This is a genomic window from Tumidithrix helvetica PCC 7403 (assembly GCF_965232925.1).
Classification (GTDB): Bacteria; Cyanobacteriota; Cyanobacteriia; order Pseudanabaenales; family Pseudanabaenaceae; genus Tumidithrix; species Tumidithrix helvetica.
On the sequence record NZ_CBDDRA010000003.1, the window covers coordinates 1 to 21,089 of the forward strand.

Below are 21,089 nucleotides of genomic sequence, written 5' to 3' on the forward strand. Positions count from 1 at the left end.
AACTTAGGGAAAAGGTAGACCAACTTCTAGCAGAATTAACTCCCCAAGTTATAGCATCGATTACTGGATATCCTTTCATTTTGGAAGCCCTATCTGTTGCCAATATAATTTAAATTGGTATCAGAAAAAACACCTTGGTGGTTAAAAGTTGCAGGTAGCTTTGAAAACGATCCCACCTTTGACGAAGCAAATCGCCTTGGTCAAGCATGGCGCAAATCTGCTGAATAGGGTGACATGAGATGTCTATTTATACCAAGTTTGGTACCACTGACGCATCTGTTCGATTTCTGCGCTCTGGGATTGCACGATCGCACGAGAGAGGTTTCTCATTTCGGCGCGATCGCTGTCAACAATCGCACTAGACATCATGAGCGCCATTTTGTGATGGGGAATCATCTCTTCGATAAAGGCTTTATCAAAATCAGGGGCAGTTTCTAGAGATTTCAGATCGGCTGCCATCATGTTTCTCATTCCCATCCTTCCCCGATGGTTCGTCGTTCCTAAAGAAGGAACCGTTGTGCTGTACCACTGTTTATACCACGAGCCCATTTGCGCGATTTCACGGGTTTGATCGCGCTTAATCGCTGCTGCTAACTGACGAATTTCAGGACGTTTAGAAAGTTTTAGCGCTAGGTCTGCCATCTGCACAGCGCCCTCATGGTGCGGAATCATCATTACGATGAAATGGCGATCGGTTGTTTCGCCTATCATCCCCATCATCATGCCTTGCCCATGCATCATCTGACTTGGCATTCTTGGACTTGGTGTTGTACATGTCTGGGAAAGCGGTTCCCGTTGTGCTGGTGCTGCCTGCACGACATTTGTAACAGCACCTACGGCTGCACTACCAACGAGAATGCCTGCCATGCCAAAGAGCCATGCTTTGCGGTTTTTAGGACTCATCTGATTCCCTCTGGCAAAGTCTTGAGAATTTTTAGAGTTCATAGATTTTTTCCCAAATGTCATACTTTCAGACTAGATCGAGAAAGTGAAACCAGGATGAAAAAGGTATTCTTGTAAGGAAACTTAATGCGATTAAAGCCCTTTCTGGAAAAGATTTCACGCTTATTTCATGCTGGTCTGAAAAATAGTTCTTGACTCTCCAGTTAGCTAGAGAGTGTATAAGTAATGTAAGTTGATTCGCAACCGAATTGCTTGAGTTTTTAGGAGGTTTAGAACTAACTATGGTGGCTGCACTATCTCAAAATCAAGTTTTACTCCAAATTGGTCAAGTCGCAGAGCAAAGCAACGTTCCAATTAAAACAATTCGCTATTACGAGGAAATTGGTTTATTAAAGTCTTCTGGACGCACTGAGGGGAGATTTCGTTTGTTTGCTCCCGATGCGATCGCCCGAGTTGCCTTTATCAAGAGATTACAGAAGTTGGGTTTGAGCTTGCAAGAAATTGCCGAGATCTTGGAAGTTTACGATCGCGGGCTAGCGCCATGTACTGAAATCAAGCAGCAATTAGAACATCAGATTCACGAAATCGATCGCCGCATTGCCGAATTGATGACGTTGCGGGGTGAGATCGATCGCTTGCTCCAAGATTGGACGCCATCCGAAAAAGCTTCTACAACAGAAATTTGTCCGATTTTAAAGAAACACGAAACGGAATTGTGAATCCTAACGCGGCATATAAACAAGTTAATGGGAAAGGAGAAAAATGGATAAGATTACCTTGAAGTTACGAGGAATGCACTGCGCCTCCTGTGCCAGTAGCATTGAATCGGTCACACGTTCCCTGCCAGGTGTTGCGAATAGCAATGTCAATTTTGCGATCGAACAGGTGACGGTAGAATATGATGCTGGAAAAACTAGCCCGAATTCGATTCAAACTGCGATCTCTACTATTGGCTTTGAAGCCATCTTACCCGATGCATCGAAAGATTCTCAAGACATAGACAAAAAACTACGATTCGCAGAATCACAGAGCTTGACTCGTAAAGTTTGGTTAGGTGGTGTCGTTGGGACAATATTAGTCATCGGTTCGCTACCCATGATGACGGGATTGAATATTGCCTTGATTCCCACTTGGGTTAGTAGCGCTTGGTTCCAGCTCTGTCTAGCGTTACCCGTACAGGTTTGGTGCGGCAGTTCCTTTTATACGGGAGCTTGGAAAGCATTCAAAAATCACACTGCCACGATGGATACCCTGATTGCACTAGGAACGCTCGCAGCTTTCTCCTATTCTCTCACTGTCACCTTAAACCCTAGCTTCTTCACTGCTCAGGGATTACAACCTGAAGTTTACTACGAGGTCTCGGTGGTGGTGATGACGCTGATTCTTTTAGGCAAACTATTTGAGAATCGGGCAAAGGGAGAAACCTCCAATGCCATTCGCAAATTAATGGGATTAAAAGCTAAGACGGCACGAGTCCTCCGAGATGGCAAAGAATTCGATCTTCCGATTGAGGATGTGCAGGTTGGTGATGTGGTACTTGTGAGACCGGGCGAGAAAATTCCTGTGGATGGCGAAGCGATCGCAGGGAATTCCACCGTAGACGAATCCATGGTTACGGGCGAAAGTATTCCGATTGAGAAGAAAATCGGCGATCGCGTCATTGGTGCGACTATGAATAAGACGGGCAGTTTACAAATAAAAGCGAGCCATGTCGGCAAAGATACGTTGCTATCGCAGATCGTCGATCTCGTGCAACAAGCGCAAGGTTCAAAAGCACCGATTCAACGACTGGCCGATCGGGTTACGGGTTGGTTTGTGCCTGTGGTGATTTCCATTGCGATCGCGACCTTTCTGATCTGGTTTAACATCATGGGCAATCTCACCCTAGCAACAATTTCTGCTGTGGGCGTGCTAATTATTGCCTGTCCTTGCGCTTTAGGTTTGGCAGCTCCGACTTCGATCATGGTGGGTACGGGCAAGGGTGCCGAGAATGGAATTCTGATCAAAGATGCGAGTAGTTTGGAACTAGCTCACAAAATCCAAACGATTGTGTTGGATAAGACGGGAACTGTTACCGAAGGTAAACCGACAGTAACTGACTTCCTTGCCCTCGATCGAGAGGATACTGAATTATTGAAACTAGTAGCAGCGATCGAGCGTAATTCCGAACATCCCCTAGCTGAGGCAGTTGTGGAATATGTGAAGCAGCAAGGGCTGGAGATTCCTGAGGTAACTGAATTCAACGCGATCGCAGGCAGTGGCGTGCAAGGGAAAGTTGGGAATGCTCTCGTGCAGGTAGGAACGCGACGTTGGATGCATGAGTTGCAAATCGACACTCATGAATTGCACCCATATCAGGATTCTTGGGAGACGGGTGGTAAAACCGTAGTATTAATTGCAGTTGACAATGTTGCAAGAGGCTTAATCGGTATTGCCGATCGCGTCAAGGTTTCATCCCCTGCTGCGGTCAGTGCATTACAGCGTATGAATATAGAAGTCGTAATGCTCACGGGTGATAATTCCCAAACGGCTGAAGCGATCGCCCGTGAAGTTGGCATCAAGCGTGTTTTTGCTGAAGTTCGACCCGACCAAAAGGTGGCAAAAATTCAAGAGTTACAAGCCGAAGGAAAAATCGTAGCGATGGTGGGTGATGGCATTAATGACGCGCCTGCTTTAGCACAGGCAAATGTCGGTTTAGCGATCGGGACAGGCACAGATATCGCGATCGCAGCCAGTGATATCACGCTCATTTCGGGCGATCTGCAAGGCATTGTCACGGCAATTCAACTCAGTCGCGCCACGATTCGCAATATCCAGCAAAATCTCTTCTTTGCCTTTATCTATAACATCGCAGGGATTCCCATTGCCGCTGGGATTCTATTCCCATTCTTTGGCTGGTTGCTCAGTCCCATTATTGCAGGTGGAGCCATGGCATTTAGTTCTGTTTCTGTTGTCACGAATGCCTTACGCCTAAGAGGTTTCCGTCCAACCCATCAGGCTTAAATAGCTTTGTAAAGGCTATGAGGAATTCATTCATTATGAACATTGGAGAACGTACAGCCATGCTGAAAATCAAACTTATCAACCTAATCGTTATCCTTCCGCTTTTGGGAACGATTGCCCCCAGCGCATCGGCGGTAGAAATGACAGAAGAACGTGCGATGCGATTGCCCCAATTTCAAAAAATCGAACAGCCCCTTGCCCTTAAAATTGGTTTATCCGCAGGTGGTCTAGCCCTGATTAGCGCCCAGTTATGGTGGTTTCTTTTCAGTAAGCCAAAATCCCAACAGGCAGAAACCAGTGATGGCATCCAAGAAGTAAGCATTACTGTAGATGGTGGTTATAGCCCTTCGTTGGTGACGGTCAAACGAGGTCAACCTGTACGATTAAAGTTCGTTCGCCGCGATCCTAGTAGCTGTCTGGATAAAGTTTTATTTCCTGACTTCCACATTGCTCAAGATCTAGCCTTGAATGCGACCACACCTGTGGAATTCACCCCTCAAACTGTGGGACATTATCAATATTCCTGTGGGATGAATATGTTTCACGGGGCGATCGATGTAAAAGAGTAGAAGGGGCGATCGTTTAGGATTCCTATCCCTAACATCGTACTTGCTCATCTAAAATTTTTTTACGATCGAAAACTCATACCATTTTCAAAAAATGATGCAACGCATCTTTTTGAAAAGACCGCGCAGAGCGCGGAACCCAAAACCCGATCTGTGGCAAATTCAAGAGAAATTGGTATCAGTTCGTTGAGATTGTAAGTAGTTTGCTTCGATCTTGAGTACTGAGTTTGTTTTGGTGTTGATGATACCGATCCGCCATGATGGCAATAGACATAAACCCCCAAAGAATCATTCCACCTAACTCGATCATTGCCGAACCAGCAGTCAAAAAGATAAAAGAACTGATGGCGATCGCACGGGAAATATTCGCAAATGAGTCCGATTGAATCACGGAAATTTTTAGAATTGAAAGGATGAGTATGACCATACCGCCAAGATAAGGAATCGTGCCAATCCAGCCTAATTGAAACAAACAGTTCAACAAAGCACTGTCATAGCCTACCCCGCCAAAACCATCCCCCAAAACACTATCAAGGGCACTGTCTATTTTCCTAGTATAGAGTCCTTGTCTGGCGATCGCACTACCATCATTTTTAATATCAGCCAGCGTACCAACGCGATCGCTAATAACTTTAGAGAAAGGTTCTATCGTCGTTAGAGGAACAACACAGATTGCCAAAACAAGAACTGTGATAATCAAACGATTTCTTAGTTTTGGCTGCATAGAAGTACTCATAGTAGCCAAAGAAATTATCCATCCGATCCAACCCGTACGAACTAAAGTAAGTAAAAAAGAAAGATAACCAAACCCAGCCGCAGGGAATCGCATAAAGCTGGTGCAACTGAACAATATCAACAGACCAGCCATCATCATGTGAGAAAAAGTTCCTGGGGAGTTCATCGTGCTCCAGACACGAATACCTAACGGTTCGGGACTTCCTGCACTGGTCATTTTCGTGCTAACTAGCCACAAGCGATCCCAATCTGGTGCTACTTGAAATTGATACACTCCATAGATGCCAGAGATTAAGACTCCCCATAAAAATGTCCGTTGGATCGTTTGACGATAGGCTGGATAGTTCCGCCAATTAATCAATAGGTAATAACCAAAAAGAACTGGAGCTACCCACTTTAAACAAATTAACGTAACTGCAATAGGTTTATCGTTAGCCAACCCAACCAAATAGCCATATAGTATGCCGCATAAAGCCAATATAAAGGGAAACGTTCCCTGTTTATGGGTTTTAGGAAGATTTTCATACAGCGTGTGTAAGCAAAATAAAACGGCTAAGTAAGGAGCTAAAAGAATCGTACTAGGATCGACAAATGCCCCCCCGCGAAAATCTGCAATTCGTCGGATCAATGGGCTTAAAAAAAATAGCCACCAAGTGAAGCTAACGTAAATAATCGGATAACGAAAGTAGAGCAGACAGCCAATAGCAGCAGCGCCTATAGGAAAGACAACGTTTAAGATCTTGCTTCCAACCCCACCCATTCCTAGGAGTGCAGCGGTAAGAAAGATGTAAGACAGCAGTGGAAACCAAGCCCCTGCTGGTTGGAAAAAATATAAAGGATTCTCACTCTTGTTTAGGGCTATAGATTTCTCAGGAGTGTTCATAAAAATTACCTAGATTGAGAGTGCTCCATCATCGTTATGCGTCAAATCGCTAGGTTGTTGCCATGTTTTCCATCCTTGCCAACGACCAAGAATAGATGCAACTAGTTTCTTGCCCGCATTTTCATCTTTGGGTAAAAAGCGTAACCACTGAAGTACACCAAAGTTGCTACGCGTTCCAATCAAAATCGCCCAAAACAAGAAAACAATTTTCTGGGGAATTGGCAAATAATTTAACAAACCTAAGGTCTCATTATGAGCCATGTTTGTATGAGTAGTTTCGTTAAAGTTACTGCGTTTATCTTCATCAAAACGTTGAGCAGGATAGTGATTGACTGAGACTGCTGGATCGTAGATCAGTTTCCAGCCTGCTTGCCTAATTGCAAGACTAAAAGCGATCTCAAAATTAACCTGCGCTCCCGTTCCACGCATGCGGCGATCGAATCTTAGGTTTGCGATCGCTTGATAACGAAAACTCATGTTTACCCCTTTAAGCACATCCACTTCACGGGGTTTTCCTATACCAATATGATGATTACCAATGACGCGACCAAACCACTGCACCTTTCCGACAATCTCACTTGCTCCTGACTCTAGATGCTCGTTAAAATAAACCCAATCTCGTCCACCCACTCCCCCAATTTGTGGATCTGATAAAAAATGTGCTTCTATCCGCTCTAGCCAATTTGAATGGGGGGCAGCATCATCATCGGTAAAAGCAACAATATCGTTATTATCAGGTGCTTGATGAGTGACTAAATCTAACCCTACATTCATTGCAGCTACGACACCCGCCACATGCACATAGCCTAAAGTCAAAGGTAAATTTCCAGTTTGAAAAGATGCTAGAAACTCCTGCGTTTCCATATCTGTATCTCGCACGATCGCAATCACTCGATCTGCCTGCCGAGTTTGCTGTGATAAAGCGCTAAGGCATCGTTCTAAATCCTTAGGGCGGCGATAGGTAGGGACAATGACAGTTATGAGCATGTGGTGTTTCTGTAAATATCAAACCATCACCATTTTTAGAAAATTATTATTTTGGAGTTACGATACTCCTTTGATTCCTTGATTGCGTAAACCGCTCAAAATAGTTTTGGCTAAATCTTTGAGGTTGCCAACAGCAGACAGTTGCCACTCAAAGAATGGAGCCAGCCCAAGAGAGAGTAGAAAAAGTCGCAACCTCAGTGCAGGAGAATCTCCTAGTCTTTTGAGTAATGCGATCAGTTCGGCTTTCTCAGTTTCATTGAATATGGGCAAAAAGCAATAGGCTGCATGGGTAAGTGCGAACTGTTGGCGTTGACGTGTAATTACCCGGGTATCCCACTTTCGTTTCGCATAAGCAGGTAAAAGACTCTCTTCAAAAATGCGGATATATCCGCTAAGTTGGAGGTTCTTCCGCTTTGAACGAACTTTACCTATATCTGACCAGACGCGATAGTAAGCAAGTACCTCATCCGAATAGACATTTCCATATCCAGCATCGGCGATTCGGATAGATAGGTCATAGTCCTCAACAAATTCAGGACGGTTCTCATAGACTTTAAGCTCTCGCAAAACCTTGCTGCGAAACATACAAATGTTTGCAGCAACTCGATACCCATAAACGGACGCCTGTAGAGCCTCTTCTGAGTTTTGAAAAGTTGCCTTCCGGGAAACGCGCTTGATGGCATGGGGTTTGCCTAGTTCATCAATAATTTGGATTGCTGTATGTGCGTAACCTGCTTCGGGGTATTTCTCAAGTAGCTGTAGCAGCTTTTCTACATAATCTGGTTTGAGGATGTCATCTGAATCTAAACGGACAATAAATTCAGTGTTTGGCTGATTTAATAACCAAGTGTTGTTGCCAGCAATTCCTAAGTTTTTCTCTTGGCGAAAATAGTTAATTTGTTGGAACTGCTCGCATAGCTTTGCCATGACACTAGGGGTCTCATCTGTACTAGCATCATCAGCAACCCATACTTCAATGTTTGAATAGGTCTGAGAGCAGGCGCTTTGCACTGAAGCCTCAAGATAGGCTGATTGATTGTAGGTTGGTATACATATGGCTACTCGAACTGCTTCTTGCATGGTGATTTACTCCCTGCCCATTCATTTTCTAATATTTTATCTGTGGACTGAATAATCGCAGCCTAGAATTTCTATCGTTACTCAATCTACTAACCACTAGTTGCAACCTGCATTTTGAAAATCCCCAACTAAATCGCTAAAATTGGCGCAAGAAACGCAGATCGCTTGCAAATAAGCGACGAATGTCATCAATCTGATGTAAAACCATCGCCACGCGATCGACACCAAAGCCCCAAGCAAAGCCCGTGACAGATTCAGGGTCGTAGCCTACAGCTTTAAATACATTGGGGTCTACCATGCCACAGCCACCTAGTTCCAACCAACGCCCATTCCATTGCACATCTACCTCAGCGGATGGCTCGGTAAATGGGAAGTAGCTCGGTCTAAACCGCACGGGACAGTCTCCCAATAATTCTTCGATAAAGGTTTTTACTGTACCTTTGAGATCGCCAAAGGTTAAGCCTTCTTCGACAGCCAATAATTCAAGTTGATGAAAAATTGGTGAGTGGGTGGCATCCACATCATCTTTACGATAGACACGTCCGGGACAAACAATGCGTAAGGGGGGGTCGTGCTCCTCCATATAGCGAATCTGGACGGTGGAAGTCTGGCTACGCAAGAGTTTGCCATCATTGAGATAAAGTGTGTCTTGCATATCTCGCGCTGGGTGATCGGCAGGTGTGTTCAGTGCCTCAAAGTTATAGTAATCCGTCTCGATTTCTGGTCCTTGCGCTACGGTAAATCCTAAGCCCACTAGGATATCGAGCATGCGATCGATCGTGCCTTGGAGTGGATGAATTCTGCCTTGAGGGGCGCGGATTACCCCCGGCATCGTAACATCAAGGGTTTCTGACTCTAATTGTGCGGCGATCGCGGCTTGTTGAAGGGCTTGCTTACGACAATCGAGTTGCTCTTGCAAAGCTTGCTTGATTTGATTGGCGATCGCGCCCACTTGAGGACGTTCTTCTACAGAAAGCTTACCCATTGCCCCAAGCATCTGAGACAAAATTCCTTTTTTGCCTAAATACTCAATCCTTACTTGTTCTAGCTGTTCGGGGGTTTGAATTTCTGCTACTGACTGAGTAGCTTTCTCAGACAAGGATTGCAGTTGTGCTTTTAAGCTGTCTAAATCAGTGGTCATCTATTTTTCGCGCAAAACCTTAAGAAATCTCGGTCACATCCACTTTACCAGACAGAACTTACACATGGAAATTTCAAGGATGCCTGCTTATTCTCTTGTCATTGCGCCCTCTGGCTTTACGAGATGTATCATTGCAGCGACGATTAAGTTATTGCCTTTGCTACACTTGCAGATCTTGTAACGGTCTTTGCTGAAGGCGATCGCGGGAATACTCAGCAGCAGCAGCCACCTGTGGATGAGAATCTTTGACCATATAATTGAGCGCCGATAGACTCTTAGCACAGGGCAAATTACCGAGAGCTTCTGCTAAACGTTGGCGGGTTAACCAATCATCAGACTGAGCAAAGTCAAGAATACGATCCACCCCACGTAGATCGCCAATTTCACCTAAAGCTGAGATCGCGGCTTGGTGCAAAACAGTTTCTGGGCTGCCTAAAGCCTGTATGAGCGCGTCGTAGGCACGCGGATCGCCAATATTACCTAGAGACACCGCTACACTAAAGCGCACTAGCCATTGCACATCTTCGTAAAAAGCCCTTAACAATGGATCGAAGGCTCTTGGATCTCGCAAATACCCCAAGGCTCCAGCTGCTGCAGCCCGAATGCCGTAGTCTGTCTCGGTCTCTAAGATTTTTACTAAGGCTGGTAGACAAGCCTCTGTTGGCTTTATGCCCAACGCAAATACTGCCATCGAACGGATTTGAAGATTGTCATCATCAATAACTTTTAGAATCAGCGGAACAGCTTGATCGGCAGGAACATCCCGTAAAGAGACTAACGCCAATAGGCGATCGCGCGAATTATTACTGTCAAGTTGCTCTTCTAGATCGCTCAGACTAGGCAAAGTCATAATTTTTTATAGATATTGAGGACTTATACAAATATTTTTGGTAGGCATTTGCGTAGATATTTCGATCTAGAGCCAAGTTATAGAATTGTAAGTCCTAGGATTGCGATCGGGCTTCTAGCTTAAGGCTGAAGCTTGTTGATTGGGATGCAGAGGGAAGCAACTTAAGTCATGAAAGTATGAAAAAATAACAATATTCAACGAATAGTAGTTGAAGTTCTATGCTTGTGGGTTAGAATAATATAGTAAGAGTGCGAAATAAATGTAGGTTGCAAGCGCTAATCACAATGCTTAATCAATCATACTCAGCTGTATTTCTCGGTAAATCTTAGAAAAGCTCTACCAATAGAGTGATTTTAACCACATTATCTTTGAATCAGGTGGTAAGAGTTATATGTTTTGTGGTATACAAGTAAACACTAAAGGAACGATTACTCTCGTGAGGAGTGGATGTATGAAAAATTCTTATTTGAACTTAGCTGGTGTTATCGGCATTATCGGTGTTACGAGCGCAGTCATCGCTAGCCCTTCACTTGCTGGTGAACTAACAACTTCCAAGGCAACCAAGTCAGAAGCCGAAAAAATTTCTGCTCCAGCTGTCAATGAAACCAAAACTAAGTCTCAACCATCTCTAAAGACTAGTCAAATTTCTAGCAATCCAGCTGTTCAGTCAGTTTCACAACCGACAGAAGTAAAAGTTAGCCAAGTCGTAAAAACTGATGATTCTTTGGCTCAAAATGTTACTTCTGTTTCTCAGCTGAGCGATGTCCGTCCTACAGACTGGGCATTTACAGCTCTCCAATCCTTAGTTGAGCGCTATGGTTGTATCGCTGGTTATCCCGATCGCACCTACCGCGGTCAACGGGCACTCAGTCGCTACGAATTTGCTGCTGGTTTGAACGCTTGCTTAGACAAAATCAACGAAATTATCTCTGCTGGCTTGGCAGATAAGGTTAGCAAAGAAGACCTTGCCGCACTACAAAAACTGCAAGAAGAGTTTGCTGCTGAACTTGCTACCCTCAGAGGTCGTGTAGATGCGCTTGAAGCCAAAACTGCAAAGTTAGAAGCTCAACAGTTCTCTACAACCACCAAACTTGAAGGTCAGGTGGTGATGGCTATCAATGGTGGTTCAGGTACAGACCCCTTGTTTAGCCCAGGGCTAAACGCCTTAAATGAATCTGTATTGGGCACAAACCCCGGTAAATCTAACGTTACCTTCTTGTCACGGGTTCGTCTCAACTTCAACACCAGCTTTAATGGTGATGACCTGTTGATCACACGCTTGCAAGCAACCACAGGACCAACCGTAAATAACTTTGGTCAGTTACTAGCTTCGGCTCCAGCTTTTGGCGCAGGAAACGTAGGTTTCACTGGCTCTGGGCTTGACTTTGGTGGTGGTTCGAGTGGTGCTTTCTCACTTAATAAGTTGACCTATGAGTTTGGTAGTCGCGATCTGAGACTAACCTTGATCGCTCAAGGTAATGCCTTTGACTACATTGATACCAACAGTTTCGCCAATAACGAAGCCGTAGACTTCAATACAAGCTTCTTTATCAACAACCCTCTCCACACCATTGTAATTGCTGGACAAGGTGCTTTCTTAAGCTGGAACCCTAACAACAGTGCATTTACTGGACGCCTTTTATACATTGCTAACGCTGGTGCTGCTGCGACTGCTGGTATTCCTGGTTCGACGGGTATCTTCTCTAATCGTGGTTTGACTGGCGATCCTTACCAAGCCACAGCTGAAGTTGAGTTTGCTCCCAGAACATCTGATGGTACAAAGGGTCCATTTGCCATTCGCTTGCAATATACCAATGCTTCTGCGGGTAATATGACCTTTAATACTGGTGGTGTGAACGTAGAGTGGGCATTTTCTAAGTATGCTGCCATCTTTGGTCGTTATGGCTTTGGTAGTATCGACGGTCGTGGTGTACTAAATACTGCTAACCCTAGTTTGGTTTCTACTTCTGGCGGTACCCTTGTTAACGCTCAGTCCCTCAACACTATCCTCAACCCTCAAACTTGGTCAGTAGGCTTCGCCTTCCCCGACCTGTTTAAGAAAGGTGCTCTAGCTGGAATTGCTGTCGGTCAACCTTTCATCGAAGGTACTGTTGGCAATGCAACCCAAACCAACTTGGAATTGTTCTACAACTTCCCAATCTCAGATCACATCAGAATCACTCCAGACGTTCAGTTTATCTTTAACCCTAATAACAATGCTTCAAACAGCACGGTTACTGTCGGTACTCTAAGAACTGTTTTCTCGTTCTAGGTTTAGTCTGATAAAGCTAGGGTAGATAGACACCTATATACTTAGCAGCTTAATAAGCCCCCTCTAAGAGGGGGCTTATTTTTTGAAATTTATCGCAAGCGATCGTGGGAATTTTTCAAATAGGTATCAGAACTGCATATAGTATGGATAGGTAAAACTATTTGGCAAGTATGGTTGGTAATCGATCGGATTGGTTTCCTACTTCAGTTTGGAATTTTGATCTAGATACGCATGAAAAGCTTAATCAAGATCTTCTCGCAGCAATATATGCCGAAAAGCAAAGAGATGCTCAAGGTGTGAGTTGGTCTAACTCACTGGGCTGGCATAGTGTTGACAATCTGCATCAAAATCTCCAATTTAAACCTTTGATGGATATTGTGCTGACGAATGCTATAGAGGTCGCCAATTGTTTAGCGTGGGATCTAAGTAAGTACGCTGTCACGGTGAATAACTGTTGGGCATTAGTAAATCGTCAGTTCTCTTCTAACTTCGTTCACAATCATCCTAACTCCCTACTAAGCGGAGCCTACTACGTTCGAGCCGCAGAAAATTGTGGTGGGTTGTTTTTTCGAGATCCCAGAGAAATTGCCCATCTGACCATGCCTCCATTAACTGAGTTGACCCCTTGGACGCTCCAAAAAGTTACTTACAAGCCGATTGCAGGGAGAATGATTATTTTTCCAAGTTGGCTCTTGCATGGTGTTGACCCTAACCTAAGCGAGGAAGATCGTGTAACTGTTAGCTTTAATCTTGGGCTCAGACCGATCGCGTAAATTTTAAAGGGCTACCCAGTCTGGCTCAATTTCCAATAAAATCTCAGCGATCGCTTGGCGCAAAGTTCCAGCAGTGGGTTTTGTAAGGACTTGCACGAACAAAGCATTGACAACTGCTGGTTCGCTACATAACTTTAATCCTTCTTGAATTTGCCCGATCGCTCCCTCTGGAATACCTTCGTTCAAGAGTTCTACAGCTCTGCCAAAAGCGATAAGCGCATAATTACGCTTGGCTTGAGCGGTGAGTTCGTCGCGTACATTCTCAGGTAGATAGGTATTTGTGATATCGATACCTATGCGTAGGTCAGAAGTGCGCTTGCCAGTTACCACTGTTTGTCTTGTAATGCTCTTGTCATGGTGACGATAGCAAGCAAGAACCTCAGTTTCATACCACCAATCATAAAAAGACGCTACCCGTTTATAGATTTCCCAATCTTCGCCATTGCCATTCATAAAACCGCAATGATAGCCGCCTAAATGTTCGTAAACGCTGCGTTTGATCGCAACAGCAGGAGGGTTCAACGGATTATTTACAGCGATAATCGAGAGCCAGTCTTGGAGAATACCAGATGTTAAACGATGCAATTCAGAAAGCCAAGTCCAATTTCGATTTGAGTCGCTAATTACATATCGGCAGCAGACAGCACCTACGGTCTCAGGCTGAGAAAGTAGCGATCGCTGAAATTTTTGATAAAAATTAGGCAGTACCCAGTCATCGTCATGTAGAACGTGAATCCAATGCCCTGTTGATTTTTGCAGCCCTGTATTGAATGTATGAGCATTTCCACGATTTTGAAAATGGCGATAATACTCTACCCTACCTTTACCCATCTCTTGTACTGTCTTTTCTAGCTCTTTGGGGCTACAGTCATCGACTACTAAAATCTGCATATCCTCAGGACTAGGTGCCTGTGCAAGTACGCTTTCCAGACATTCAGCTAGATAGTCAGGTCGATTGTAAGCAGGAATAATCACACTCCAAAAAGGGCGTTGAAGATGAGGATCGACTGGATTGATTCGCGGGAATAGACTTTCGTTAATACTCATGAAGGCAAGTGGTTTAGATTTTACGCTGAAGAAATTGTATTGTGACTTTATGAGCTAAGTTGCGACCCCAGAAATGCCGAAAGCAGATCGACATCATGAAGCGAATCCGATCGGTCTCCTAGTTTATCAACAAGCTGGATCTGAGCTTTGGTTGGGGGTTTGAAAGTGCGATCGCACTGTGAATATAGCTTTTTTTATTCGCTTTTTTGATTCAGTGAAAGCTGCTACTCGATCGTGCCCGTTGTTGCCAAATTCAGTATGCGATCGCGGCAATCTATAGAAAAGCAGAGACAGCCCTTAGAAAAATTTATATAATGGGATATGCGATATTGCGTAACTTAAAGACACCCAAAATCCTATAGGTATTTCTTTTGCAGTTAAACGCATTCAGTTTATCCGTCTGAAGTTTTAATGAATATATCCCTCGACTCAGTTGTCAGAGGGATTATTCTTGTGGTGATAATTGCAAAATGGATAATAGGACTTTATTTTGATTGTAGAAACCATGTTAATGATGGAGATTGCTATGTCTACAGAAACGATAGAACGTCGAGTGACAACCCCCAAGATAGCGCCCCGATACAGAGTTTTGTTACATAACGACGACTACAATTCAATGGAACATGTCGTACAAACTCTCGTACAGGTGGTTAATCTTTCTCAGCCCCAGGCAGTAGATATTATGATGGAAGCTCATACGAACGGCTGTGCTCTAGTGATTACTTGCGTCCAAGAGCATGCAGAGTTTTATTGTGAAGGACTCAAAAGCAAAGGCTTAATCAGTACGATTGAGCCAGAATCGTGAAGATCCCCAAAAGCATTGAAAGTGCTGCGAATAAAGTATCTACCTACGCGGCTCCAGCTAGACTCTTACTATTCCTATTACTCTTGGCAACCTTATGGCTGCCGATCGCTGCACCGATATTTTTAATTTTTGGCGATCGCAGTAGTACCTATCTAGTCGTGTTTCTGTACTGCCTATTTATCTGGTTAATTGGGGTCTGGGGGCGAAACGTTGTCAAAACAAACAAACCATATACCCACTATGGACTGGTATTTAATACCAACAGTGGTCAGTCCTGTCTGATCGGGATCGGTCTAGGGGCTGCAATCTTATTCTCGCTTATGCAAGTACAGGTGGGGTTGGGATGGCAAAACTGGCAAGTGGATGTCGATTGGCAGGGGGCAATTTTAGCAGGATTTCTAACGGGCTTAGGCGTGGGTTTTGCTGAGGAATTATTATTTCGGGGCTGGTTTCTTACCGAGCTAAATCAGGATTATGGCAAAGAGCGATCGCTCTTGATTTGCAGTATCCTCTATGCAGTTTTGCATTTTCTCAAGCCTTTAGAGTTCATTTTGGCTTCTTGGGTACAATTTCCAGGCTTGGTGTTACTCGGTATCTGTTTAGTTTTGGCAAGACGTTTGTGCAGGGGTAGCCTAGGCTTAGCGATCGGCTTACATAGCGGTTTAGTTTGGGGCTATTACATTGTCAATACAACCCATTGGCTTAAACCAACCCAAACTGTCCCAGAGTGGGTTACTGGAGTTAATGGCAATCCTTTAGCAGGGATATTGGGGTTGGTGTTTTTGACCGTCCTTGCAACGGGCTTAAAGTTTAGTAGCGTTAAATTTTCGCGATCGTAAGCATCTTTTAGAGCTAAGGAAACACAAAAAATCATGAAGGCTCCGAACTCAAACTGAGCTTAGAGCCAAAATAAACAACCCATTGAGATGATGTAGCGAGGCTTAAGAATTAATAAGCGCCATTATTCTTTGGGAACACCACAATGCCAATCGTTCTAAACATAATTCTTAGATCGAGAAAGAAATTACAACGCCGCACATAGGCGGCGTCCATTTGTACGCGCAGAGGATAGGGAATATCATTACGTCCTGATACCTGCCACATTCCTGTAATACCGGGGCGAATTGTTAAAACCTGATCGATCGCCTTACCATATTTAGATAGCTCTTCTTGAACTAATGGTCTTGGACCAACCACACTCATATCGCCCATTAGCACATTCCAAAACTGGGGAAACTCATCAAGACTAGTCATCCTCAACCATTTGCCAATGGCGGTGATTCTTGGATCGTCTTTTAACTTAAAACTCTCTTCAAACTCGGCTCTACTAATCGGACAGGAATCAAGTACATCCGTTAACATTTGATCTGCCCCCACCACCATTGTCCTAAACTTGATGCATTTGAAAGATCGACCACGAAGACCAACTCTTTGCTGTACATAGAGTACAGGGCCTGGAGAGTCAAGAAAAATGAGCGATCCAAGAATAAGGTAGACGGGAGAAAATATAATCAGAACAGAAAAGGAAAAACATACATCAAAGAGTCTTTTTCCCCACACAGAATACCAGTTCACATGTCTAGCTACAGACTGGGGTATAGTTTCCCCCCTAGAGCTACTGTATCGGCTTCTAATAATCATTGAACCTCTGTATCACACCACATATGCTACTAATCATACAATGCCTACCTATTTCTACTGGGGTGATGATGAGTACCAAATTATCCAAGCTACCCAAAAGCTACAAAATTCTTCGATCGATCTGATGTGGCGAGATTTTAACTTTGTTAAAACCACCGCAGTTAGCGATCGGCAAATCATAGAGGGTTTAAATCAAGCAGCAACCCCACCCTTTGGTATGGGAAATCGGTTAACTTGGCTAGCTGATACATCAATTACCCAGCAATGCTCAGAGATAGTTTTAGCAGAATTAGAAAGAACTTTAGCCCATTTACCATCTGAGTCTTATTTGCTGTTTACAGCACCGAACAAACCGGATGGAAGATTGAAGTCTACTAAATTATTGCAAAAATTTGCGACAATTCAGGAATTCTCATTAATTCCAGTGTGGAAGACTGAGTCGATCGCTCAGTTAGTAAAATCATTTGCTGCTGATATTGGTCTACAGCTAACATCTGACGGGATCGATCTACTTGTGGACTCGATCGGTAGTGATTCGCGCCGTCTAGTCATGGAGTTACAAAAACTGCAACTATGGCATCACGGACAAACTAAGCCCTTAGATGCTAAGGCGATAGCTGCTCTCGTGCCTAAAAATGCCCACAATAGCGTACAACTTGCTAATGCTATTCGATTGGGAAATGTCAGTATGTCTCTATCACTACTAGCTGAATTATTGCGCAATAATGAGGCTGGACTGAGGATCTGCGCCACACTCACAGGGCAATTTCGTACTTGGTTGTGGGTAAAACTCATGCAAGAGTCTGGCGAAAGGGATGACAAAGCGATCGCTGATGCTGCAGATCTAGGAAACCCCAAACGAGTCTATTTCCTAAAGCAGGAGGTACTAAGGCTAACTAGCCAAAAGCTAATGCAGGCTCTCGCCACGTTATTGCGCTTAGAATTTGGGTTAAAACGTGGAATGGATGAAATGGCTACCCTACAAACAGCGGTTATTGAGTTGTGTAGTTTTATGGTGTAGTTTAAGAGTTTTGGAAATTGACTTTCACCCTACTAAGAATTCTTTACGTCCCTAGGGTTTTATTGAAAAAACTTTAAAACAAACATTGCGATTTATATTGGGAGATTAAATGTTTGCTAAGTACAAATGATAAATGATAACTGACATAATGCCTGACCTCATGATTTCTACTTTACCTAACACCAGTGAATCTAGATCGATCGCGGTTATCTTACAAAACGATTCCACCATATCGCGCAGCTATGAAATTGCGATCGCTTCCCATAGTCTGCCGCATTTAGGTACAAAGCTCAGGGATTTAGGATTAGGCAAAAAAAGTCAAAAAGTCTTAATTGTTTCCAATCCCGTAATTTTTAAGCATTATGGGGATGCCGTCCAAACCTCTTTGCAAGATTCTGGGTTTGCGGTGGCTAAGGTGATTTTGCCTGCGGGCGAACGTTACAAAACCGCCAAGTCCTTGCAATCGATCTATGATGCGGCGCTTACCCATCGCATGGAGCGATCGTCGCTGATTGTGGCTCTGGGTGGGGGTGTAGTCGGAGATATGGCGGGTTATGCTGCTGCTACATGGTTGCGGGGGATCGAACTTGTCCAAGTACCTACAACGCTCCTAGCTATGGTTGACTCGGCGATAGGGGGGAAAACAGGGATTAACCATCCTCAAGGCAAAAATTTAATTGGGGCATTTTACCAGCCACGCCTAGTGTGGATCGATCCAACTGTACTGCGAACCTTGCCCGCCCGTGAACTGCGTGCTGCGATGGCAGAGGTGATTAAATATGGCGTGATTTGGGATCGAGACTTGTTCGCAAAGCTGCTCGCTAGCCCTCGCCTCGACCAACTGCGCTATATCAAGCCCGAGCTGTTAGATACCATTTTGTATGCCTGTGCTAAGGCAAAAGCCGAAGTTGTATCAAAAGATGAAAAAGAGGGTAATCTCAGGGCAATTTTAAACTATGGTCATACAATTGGTCATGCGGTTGAAATGGTCACAAACTATCGTACGTTTAATCATGGGGAGGCAGTGGGAATTGGCATGGTGGCGGCTGGGGCGATCGCCTTAGAACTAGGTCTTTGGACGCAAACAGAACACGAGCAACAGTTATCTTTAATTGCAAAAGCTCATTTGCCGCAATCTTTACCAACAGACATTGACCTAGAGCAAATTATCGGAGCCCTATCATTAGATAAAAAAGTGTCAGCAGGAAAGATTCAATTTATTCTTCCGACAGCGATCGGTACTGTAAAGGTGACTGACCAAGTTAGTTCAGAAGTTGTTCGCAAAGTTTTACGACAAATCTTGACACAGTAGGCTGTTCTTCGTACTATATTTAAACGCTTATGTCAAGTGTTTAATGTCTGTCTTTCATTTACCTCATAACTCTTTGAGGTTTACCAGCACTAAGTTCAACCTTAAATCCAGTAACATTAGGTTCGATAGCACCTACGTTTTATACTGGTATACCTCAATTATTGTAAATTCCTCGTAATCAAGTAAACCCTAAGTAAATATCAATCACACTGAAGTATATACTCAATTTTTCATGAATAAAAAGCCCAGCAGAGACCTTCCAACCATCAATGAACGTATTCGGTTTCCCAAAATTCGAGTGATCGATGTTGAAGGAGGTCAATTAGGCATATTGACTCCCAGAGAAGCTCTCAAACTAGCTGAAGAAAAAGAACTGGATCTTGTGCTCGTTAGTGATAAGGCAGATCCACCCGTTTGCCGAATCATGGACTATGGCAAATTTAAGTTTGAACAAGAGAAAAAAGCTAGGGAAGCTCGTAAAAAGCAACATACAGCTGATGTCAAAGAAGTGAAGATGCGGTATAAAATTGAACCCCATGATTACCAAGTACGCATCAACCACGCCGAACGATTTCTCAAGGATGGAGACAAGGTAAAGGCTACAGTCATGTTTCGGGGGCGAGAAATCCAGCACGCCGATCTGGCTGAAGATTTACTAAATCGGATGGCAGTCGATCTACAGGGTGTCGCCGAGATTCAACAGCCCCCAAAACGAGAAGGACGCAATATCACCATGCTTATGGCTCCCAAGAAATAGCGATCGCTACCTGTTGATTACTAGTTGATTTAAGACGCGATCGCAGAAAAAGGATAGCAATTCAATGAATTGCTATCCTTTCTAATTGGAACTATTTTTTAGGTTTAGCTAGACCCTTAAGAAACTTGACGAAAGACTTATCGAAGTGTAGGAGGCATAATCACCCCAGGTGAAGGAACTCCAGTATTTGCAGAGGCAGGGGTAGCAACAGGATTTGTATTAGAGTTAGAGACCACTTGCGATACTGCTCCAACAGGGCGCATCACCTCGACGCCATTTTGCTGAAGTACAACAACAGGTGTTGAATAAGATGTCTCAATACGTTTCACTAAAACGAGACCACCAGCAATTCGCTGTCCAACTCTGACATATCTAGAAGTAGGATCGCCAGGGGAAGTTAAAATTGCAAAGCGGGTTCCGCCCATCTCGATCGTACCTGATACATTCACAGCCTCTGCCTCTTCTGTGCGAGGTGGTAAAGGTCTAGGCGTAGCAACCCTGATCTGAGGGTTGATTGGAGCAACAGGTTTAGGAGCGGTTAGGACTTTAACATCTGGTAGCGGAATCAACCCAGGGATCGCTAAGAATGGATCTTGTCGTTGATTGCCCGCCTTATTCATGATTTGAGTTAACAAATCTACTCTGCTTTGCTTATCAGTAGTCGGAGTGAGTTCAGTATTCTTACCTGTCACAAAAGATGTTTGAAATACAGGTGCCTTTGTTGCTGCAGCGGTTGGCTGAACAGGGGGGGCAGTCTCGCCGATCGCGGGTGGAAGTTGCTTACCTTGGGCTAGTAGAGTTTTAAGGTTTTCGCAGTCCGTACCTGCTTTGTACTTTTTAGTAGTAGCAAGCCCCGTTTTTTTATCTAAAAAGTTACACTCTACAACATCAAGATCGCCACTAGGACAACCATGTAGTAGAGCAGAGGTAGCAATCACAATCCCAGCTAAATAAATAGTCCGCATAGAACTTCTCCTTAATTGCCGATACCGCATAGAGTATGCGATAAATAATTGTCCAATTTCGACTGCAAGATTGTAGAGCTATATTGCAAATTTAGCAATCATTAATATTATCTGTTTGATTTGGGCTGGTTTGGCAAAAAACTTAAAATATGTACTTATCATCAAGCTTTAAGGTATCTAGGATATGCTTGTATGCAAGCGCTACTTGGATTCAATATCGTCAATTCTTAATAATTCTCAAATTTTAAACACGCTACTTTCAAGAAACTTTGTCAAAAACATTTATTTAAGAACCTCACCCAAGTTTTGAAACATATAAATTTCCTATAAATCCACGAGATGTAAAAA

The 21,089-nt window shown here is 43.9% G+C and carries 19 protein-coding genes; 10 read left to right on the forward strand and 9 right to left on the reverse strand.

Features of this window, described 5'->3' with window-relative positions:
* Positions 1–243: 243 nt before the first annotated feature.
* On the reverse strand, positions 244–945 hold the full coding sequence (locus ACP2WE_RS03580; RefSeq protein ID WP_425214228.1) for a DUF305 domain-containing protein: 702 nt from the start codon (positions 943–945) through the stop codon (positions 244–246).
* Positions 946–1,184: 239 nt separating this feature from the next.
* Between ACP2WE_RS03580 and ACP2WE_RS03585 the strand changes: the two genes are divergently transcribed.
* Genes ACP2WE_RS03585 through ACP2WE_RS03595 form a run of 3 tightly spaced genes read left to right on the forward strand, consistent with a single transcriptional unit; the run spans position 1,185 to position 4,475 of the window.
* Positions 1,185–1,622, forward strand: coding sequence for a heavy metal-responsive transcriptional regulator (locus ACP2WE_RS03585; RefSeq protein ID WP_425214229.1), 438 nt, complete (start codon positions 1,185–1,187; stop codon positions 1,620–1,622).
* 43 nt (positions 1,623–1,665) lie between these two features.
* Complete coding sequence (locus tag ACP2WE_RS03590) at positions 1,666–3,906, forward strand: heavy metal translocating P-type ATPase (protein ID WP_425214230.1); 2,241 nt, start codon at positions 1,666–1,668, stop codon at positions 3,904–3,906.
* A 35-nt stretch (positions 3,907–3,941) separates the two neighbouring features.
* A complete protein-coding gene (locus ACP2WE_RS03595) occupies positions 3,942–4,475 on the forward strand; it encodes a cupredoxin domain-containing protein (protein WP_425214231.1) in 534 nt (177 codons plus the stop codon).
* Positions 4,476–4,650: 175 nt separating this feature from the next.
* On the opposite strand, the gene ACP2WE_RS03600 is transcribed toward ACP2WE_RS03595, so the two are convergent.
* The 5 genes from ACP2WE_RS03600 to ACP2WE_RS03620 form a co-directional block, all read right to left on the reverse strand.
* Positions 4,651–6,090 (reverse strand): O-antigen ligase family protein, encoded by a 1,440-nt coding sequence (locus tag ACP2WE_RS03600; protein ID WP_425214232.1) that lies wholly within the window; start codon positions 6,088–6,090, stop codon positions 4,651–4,653.
* Between the two features lie 9 nt (positions 6,091–6,099).
* A complete protein-coding gene (locus ACP2WE_RS03605; RefSeq protein WP_425214233.1) occupies positions 6,100–7,077 on the reverse strand; it encodes a glycosyltransferase family 2 protein in 978 nt (325 codons plus the stop codon).
* Between the two features lie 57 nt (positions 7,078–7,134).
* Complete coding sequence (locus tag ACP2WE_RS03610) at positions 7,135–8,157, reverse strand: glycosyltransferase family 2 protein (protein WP_425214234.1); 1,023 nt, start codon at positions 8,155–8,157, stop codon at positions 7,135–7,137.
* Positions 8,158–8,293: 136 nt separating this feature from the next.
* Positions 8,294–9,298, reverse strand: coding sequence for a phenylalanine--tRNA ligase subunit alpha (pheS, locus tag ACP2WE_RS03615; RefSeq protein ID WP_425214235.1), 1,005 nt, complete (start codon positions 9,296–9,298; stop codon positions 8,294–8,296).
* 160 nt (positions 9,299–9,458) lie between these two features.
* Complete coding sequence (locus tag ACP2WE_RS03620; protein ID WP_425214236.1) at positions 9,459–10,148, reverse strand: HEAT repeat domain-containing protein; 690 nt, start codon at positions 10,146–10,148, stop codon at positions 9,459–9,461.
* Positions 10,149–10,599: 451 nt separating this feature from the next.
* On the opposite strand from ACP2WE_RS03620, the gene ACP2WE_RS03625 reads away from it, so the two are divergent.
* On the forward strand, positions 10,600–12,420 hold the full coding sequence (locus ACP2WE_RS03625; protein ID WP_425214237.1) for an iron uptake porin: 1,821 nt from the start codon (positions 10,600–10,602) through the stop codon (positions 12,418–12,420).
* A gap of 170 nt (positions 12,421–12,590) precedes the next feature.
* On the forward strand, positions 12,591–13,193 hold the full coding sequence (locus ACP2WE_RS03630; RefSeq protein ID WP_425214463.1) for a TIGR02466 family protein: 603 nt from the start codon (positions 12,591–12,593) through the stop codon (positions 13,191–13,193).
* Between the two features lie 3 nt (positions 13,194–13,196).
* Here the strand turns inward: ACP2WE_RS03630 and ACP2WE_RS03635 are convergent, their stop codons facing one another.
* A complete protein-coding gene (locus tag ACP2WE_RS03635; RefSeq protein ID WP_425214238.1) occupies positions 13,197–14,240 on the reverse strand; it encodes a glycosyltransferase family 2 protein in 1,044 nt (347 codons plus the stop codon).
* Positions 14,241–14,766: 526 nt separating this feature from the next.
* On the opposite strand from ACP2WE_RS03635, the gene clpS reads away from it, so the two are divergent.
* Both clpS and ACP2WE_RS03645 read left to right on the forward strand, forming a co-directional pair.
* Positions 14,767–15,045 carry an ATP-dependent Clp protease adapter ClpS gene (gene clpS, locus ACP2WE_RS03640; RefSeq protein ID WP_425214239.1) on the forward strand — a complete coding sequence of 93 codons (279 nt, stop codon included), beginning with the start codon at positions 14,767–14,769 and terminating at the stop codon, positions 15,043–15,045.
* Positions 15,042–15,884, forward strand: coding sequence for a CPBP family intramembrane glutamic endopeptidase (locus tag ACP2WE_RS03645; protein ID WP_425214240.1), 843 nt, complete (start codon positions 15,042–15,044; stop codon positions 15,882–15,884). Before clpS ends, ACP2WE_RS03645 begins: the two co-directional genes overlap by 4 nt.
* A 109-nt stretch (positions 15,885–15,993) precedes the next feature.
* Here the strand turns inward: ACP2WE_RS03645 and ACP2WE_RS03650 are convergent, their stop codons facing one another.
* The gene (locus ACP2WE_RS03650; RefSeq protein ID WP_425214241.1) at positions 15,994–16,686 is read right to left on the reverse strand and encodes an undecaprenyl-phosphate galactose phosphotransferase family protein; all 693 of its coding nucleotides are present in this window, start codon (positions 16,684–16,686) and stop codon (positions 15,994–15,996) included.
* 40 nt (positions 16,687–16,726) lie between these two features.
* Between ACP2WE_RS03650 and holA the strand changes: the two genes are divergently transcribed.
* The 3 genes from holA to infC all read left to right on the forward strand — a co-directional run bounded on the left by holA (position 16,727) and on the right by infC (position 19,776).
* A complete protein-coding gene (gene holA / locus ACP2WE_RS03655) occupies positions 16,727–17,707 on the forward strand; it encodes a DNA polymerase III subunit delta (protein WP_425214242.1) in 981 nt (326 codons plus the stop codon).
* 133 nt (positions 17,708–17,840) lie between these two features.
* Positions 17,841–19,019, forward strand: coding sequence for a 3-dehydroquinate synthase (aroB, locus tag ACP2WE_RS03660; protein WP_425214243.1), 1,179 nt, complete (start codon positions 17,841–17,843; stop codon positions 19,017–19,019).
* A 232-nt stretch (positions 19,020–19,251) separates the two neighbouring features.
* Positions 19,252–19,776 (forward strand): translation initiation factor IF-3, encoded by a 525-nt coding sequence (infC, locus tag ACP2WE_RS03665; RefSeq protein ID WP_425214244.1) that lies wholly within the window; start codon positions 19,252–19,254, stop codon positions 19,774–19,776.
* A gap of 137 nt (positions 19,777–19,913) precedes the next feature.
* On the opposite strand, the gene ACP2WE_RS03670 is transcribed toward infC, so the two are convergent.
* On the reverse strand, positions 19,914–20,741 hold the full coding sequence (locus ACP2WE_RS03670; RefSeq protein ID WP_425214245.1) for a hypothetical protein: 828 nt from the start codon (positions 20,739–20,741) through the stop codon (positions 19,914–19,916).
* Positions 20,742–21,089: the final 348 nt, after the last annotated feature.

Excerpts from the sequence above, each read along its gene's own strand:
- ACP2WE_RS03580 (WP_425214228.1), bottom strand. The coding sequence starts at position 945 with ATGAACTCTAAAAATTCTCAAGACTTTGCCAGAGGGAATCAGATGAGT.
- ACP2WE_RS03585 (WP_425214229.1), top strand. The coding sequence starts at position 1,185 with ATGGTGGCTGCACTATCTCAAAATCAAGTTTTACTCCAAATTGGTCAA.
- ACP2WE_RS03590 (WP_425214230.1), top strand. The coding sequence starts at position 1,666 with ATGGATAAGATTACCTTGAAGTTACGAGGAATGCACTGCGCCTCCTGT.
- ACP2WE_RS03595 (WP_425214231.1), top strand. The coding sequence starts at position 3,942 with ATGAACATTGGAGAACGTACAGCCATGCTGAAAATCAAACTTATCAAC.
- ACP2WE_RS03600 (WP_425214232.1), bottom strand. The coding sequence starts at position 6,090 with ATGAACACTCCTGAGAAATCTATAGCCCTAAACAAGAGTGAGAATCCT.
- ACP2WE_RS03605 (WP_425214233.1), bottom strand. The coding sequence starts at position 7,077 with ATGCTCATAACTGTCATTGTCCCTACCTATCGCCGCCCTAAGGATTTA.
- ACP2WE_RS03610 (WP_425214234.1), bottom strand. The coding sequence starts at position 8,157 with ATGCAAGAAGCAGTTCGAGTAGCCATATGTATACCAACCTACAATCAA.
- pheS (WP_425214235.1), bottom strand. The coding sequence starts at position 9,298 with ATGACCACTGATTTAGACAGCTTAAAAGCACAACTGCAATCCTTGTCT.
- ACP2WE_RS03620 (WP_425214236.1), bottom strand. The coding sequence starts at position 10,148 with ATGACTTTGCCTAGTCTGAGCGATCTAGAAGAGCAACTTGACAGTAAT.
- ACP2WE_RS03625 (WP_425214237.1), top strand. The coding sequence starts at position 10,600 with ATGAAAAATTCTTATTTGAACTTAGCTGGTGTTATCGGCATTATCGGT.
- ACP2WE_RS03630 (WP_425214463.1), top strand. The coding sequence starts at position 12,591 with ATGGTTGGTAATCGATCGGATTGGTTTCCTACTTCAGTTTGGAATTTT.
- ACP2WE_RS03635 (WP_425214238.1), bottom strand. The coding sequence starts at position 14,240 with ATGAGTATTAACGAAAGTCTATTCCCGCGAATCAATCCAGTCGATCCT.
- clpS (WP_425214239.1), top strand. The coding sequence starts at position 14,767 with ATGTCTACAGAAACGATAGAACGTCGAGTGACAACCCCCAAGATAGCG.
- ACP2WE_RS03650 (WP_425214241.1), bottom strand. The coding sequence starts at position 16,686 with ATGATTATTAGAAGCCGATACAGTAGCTCTAGGGGGGAAACTATACCC.
- holA (WP_425214242.1), top strand. The coding sequence starts at position 16,727 with ATGCCTACCTATTTCTACTGGGGTGATGATGAGTACCAAATTATCCAA.
- aroB (WP_425214243.1), top strand. The coding sequence starts at position 17,841 with ATGATAACTGACATAATGCCTGACCTCATGATTTCTACTTTACCTAAC.
- infC (WP_425214244.1), top strand. The coding sequence starts at position 19,252 with ATGAATAAAAAGCCCAGCAGAGACCTTCCAACCATCAATGAACGTATT.
- ACP2WE_RS03670 (WP_425214245.1), bottom strand. The coding sequence starts at position 20,741 with ATGCGGACTATTTATTTAGCTGGGATTGTGATTGCTACCTCTGCTCTA.